Below are 3,286 nucleotides of genomic sequence, written 5' to 3'. Positions count from 1 at the left end.
TTCCTTATGAACTTATTTTCTTTTTTTATTTTTAACTCGTAAGGGTGGCTTGCCTTTTTTGCATAATACTTCAGGATCGTAATAAAAAAAGAACCAACTATCACCTGATTTAAGCGGTCTGCTATACTGATCAGTAATATCATATTTAATTGAATATTTACCCTGTTCAATTAATCTAACTATATATTGTTTACTTATTTTGATTAAATTGATATTTTTGACATCTTGCCAGCCCAACACGGTAAAAATGCGCTCAGCGAGTTTGATATGAGTCGCAATTGAATTTTTATTTACCATTAAGCAAGCAGCCCCAAATATTACGCCTAATGAACCAAAACCAATGGTCAGATTTTCCAACGAAAAATCGAAAAAAAAGTAGTTCATTAATAGCACGCAAATAACATAAAAGAAAAACATAGGCAAACGATATAGCTTCAATGCTTGGTTACGCCCAGCAAAACATAAAGGGACAAGCGAGATAATTTGTTCACTAGGTTTGAGCATGGCGTACACTTCGTAATGGTCAGCGTGCTTTTCGGCGACTACCTCGACCTGATCGCCATCATTAAATTTATAAGAGCCGAGCCAGCCTTTTAACGTGATGGTGTCATTTAATTTGGCGCTAATATATTGTGCTTGCACATAATTACTACGGTCATTACCATTGGCATGCCCTAAGCCAGCTAATGCGGCAATGCTATTACCATTTAAAGTGGCAAGCACAGCCCCCTTTCTAAGCTGATTGTTGTGTTTTTGTTTTTGCTCATCACTTAAATAAGCGCCATCAGCAAGTGGTGCATAGCAAAATAGACCTTTAAATTCGGATAGGGTGCCGGTTAATTTAACCAAATTTTTGGGTGGTAGTATTGGATCAGTAATGCTAATACCGGTTTTTTTTAATAGCTGCTCTTTATCTTTATAGATAGGGTCGTTACCATCATATTTTGCGTAAGGCATAATAATATTCTCTAACGTATTATTTTATTTTTTTCTGTTTTTATTTTTAACGCGTAAAGGAGGCCTGCCTTTTTTGCATAATACCTCTGGATCGTAGTAAAAAAAACCCCAACCTTCGCCAGGTTTTGGGGGTCTAATATATTGATCGGTAATATCATATTTAGTTGAATATTTACCTTGTTCAATTAATCTAACTATATATTGTTTACTTATTTTTACTAAATTGATATTGGTAACATCTTGCCAACCCAACACGGTAAAAATTCGCTCGGCGAGGGTAACATTCGTTGCTATAAAGTTTCTATAAACCATAAAAAAAGCTGTCCCTAATATTACCCCTAATGTACTAAAACCAATGGTCAGATTTTCTAAACTAAAATCGAGAAAAAAATAGTTCATGAGCAAGGTGCAAACAACATAAATAATAAAAAAAGGCAAATGATAGCGTTTTAATGCTTGGTTACGCCCAGCAAAACATAAAGGGACAAGTGAGATAATTTGTTCACTAGGTTTAAGCATGGCGTACACTTCGTAATGGTCAGCGTGCTTTTCGGCGACCACCTCGACCTGATCACCATCATTAAATTTATAAAAACCGAGCCAACCCTTTAACGTGATGGTGCCGTTTAATTTGGCAGTGATATACTGAGCATCTAAATCATTACTACGGTCATTACCATTAGCATGCCCCAAGCCAGCCAGCGCAGCAATGCTATTACCATTTAAAGTAGCAAGTAGTGCGCCCTTTCTAAGTTGATTGTTGTGTTTTTGTTTTTGCTCATCACTTAAATAAGCGCCATCACCAAGTGGTGCATAGCAAAATAGACCTTTAAATTCGGATAGAGTGCCGGTTAGTTTAACCAAATTTTTGGGCGGTAGGATTGGATCGGTAATACTAATACCGGTTTTTTTTAATAGCTGCTCTTTGTCTTTATAGATAGGGTCGTTACCATCATATTTTGCGTAAGGCATAATCGAATTCCTTATGAACTTATTTTCTTTTTTTATTTTTAACTCGTAAGGGTGGCTTGCCTTTTTTGCACAATATTTCAGGATCGTAATAAAAAAAGAACCAGCCATCCCCTGATTTATGCGGTCTAATATATTGATCAGTCTTATTATTGTATTTTTTTGTATATTTACCTTGTGCAATTAATTTAGCAATATATTGCCTACTTATTTTTGTTAAATTGATATTAGTCACATTTTTCCAACCCAACAGCTTAAAAATTCGCTCAGCAAGTTTGATATGTGTCGCAATCGAATTTTTATTTACTTTCGAGCAAGCTATTCCCAATATTACCCCTAATGAGCCAAAACCAATAGTCAGATTTTCTAGACTAAAATCGAGAAAAAAGTAGTTCATAAGTAGAGTGCAAACAATATAAAATATAAAAAAAGTTATATGATAAATTTTTAAAACTTGCTTACGCCCTGCAAAGCATAAAGGGATCAGCGAGATAATTTGTTCACTGGGTTTGAGCATGGCGTACACTTCGTAATGGTCATTGTGCTTTTCGGCGACCACCTCGACTTGATCGCCATCATTAAATTTATAAAAACCGAGCCAACCTTTTAACGTGATGGTGCCGTTTAATTTGGCGGTGATATATTGTGCGGAGAACAGATTACTACGGTCATTACCATTAGCATGCCCTAAACCGGCTAATGCGGCAATGCTATTACCGTTTAAGGTGGCAAGTAGTGCGCCCTTTCTAAGCTGGTTGTTGTGTTTTTGTTTTTGCTCGTCACTTAAATAAGCACCATCAGCAAGTGGCGCATAGCAAAACAGACCTTTAAACTCGGATAGGGTGCCGGTTAGTTTCACCAAATTTTTGGGCGGTAAGATTGGATCAGTAATACTAATACCGGTTTTTTTTAATAGCTGCTCTTTGTCGTTATAGATAGGGTCGTTACCATCATATTTTGCGTAAGGCATAATCGAATTCCTTATGAACTTATTTTCTTTTTTTATTTTTAACCCGTAAGGGTGGCTTGCCTTTTTTGCATAATACCTCCGGATCGTAATAAAAAAAGAACCAGCCATCACCTGATTTAGGCGGTCTAATATATTGATCAGTCTTGTTATTATACTTTTCTACATATTTCCCTTGCGCAATTAATTTAGCAATATATTGCCTACTTATTTTAACTAAATTAATATTTTTGACATCTTGCCAGCCCAACACGGTAAAAATTCTCTCCGCCAGCGTAACATGGGAGGCAAGCGAATTTTTGTAAACAATAAAAAAAGCTGCCCCCAAGATTACCCCTAATGTACCAAAACCAATGGTCAGATTTTCCAACGAAAAATCAAGAAAAAAGTAGT

3 protein-coding genes and 1 pseudogene are annotated in these 3,286 nt (G+C 36.1%); all 4 read right to left on the bottom strand.

The window, feature by feature from the left end; all coding sequences use genetic code 11:
* Positions 1-12: 12 nt before the first annotated feature.
* Positions 13-957 (bottom strand): putative type VI secretion system effector, encoded by a 945-nt coding sequence (locus GQ594_RS11780; RefSeq protein WP_160413148.1) that lies wholly within the window; start codon positions 955-957, stop codon positions 13-15.
* 24 nt (positions 958-981) lie between these two features.
* Positions 982-1,929: a putative type VI secretion system effector gene (locus tag GQ594_RS11775; RefSeq protein WP_160413146.1), complete on the bottom strand. Its 948-nt coding sequence runs from the start codon at positions 1,927-1,929 to the stop codon at positions 982-984.
* Positions 1,930-1,948: 19 nt separating this feature from the next.
* Entirely contained in the window at positions 1,949-2,896 is a 948-nt protein-coding gene (locus GQ594_RS11770; protein ID WP_160413144.1) for a putative type VI secretion system effector, read from the bottom strand.
* A 19-nt stretch (positions 2,897-2,915) separates the two neighbouring features.
* Positions 2,916-3,286 (bottom strand): annotated as a pseudogene (locus tag GQ594_RS12120) (hypothetical protein); the annotation flags it as partial.

It is taken from the genome of Gilliamella sp. Pra-s52 (assembly GCF_009795805.1).
Classification (GTDB): Bacteria; Pseudomonadota; Gammaproteobacteria; order Enterobacterales; family Orbaceae; genus Gilliamella.
Note: the sequence above shows the minus strand (reverse complement) of the source record. Positions and strands in the feature narration are given on the sequence as shown.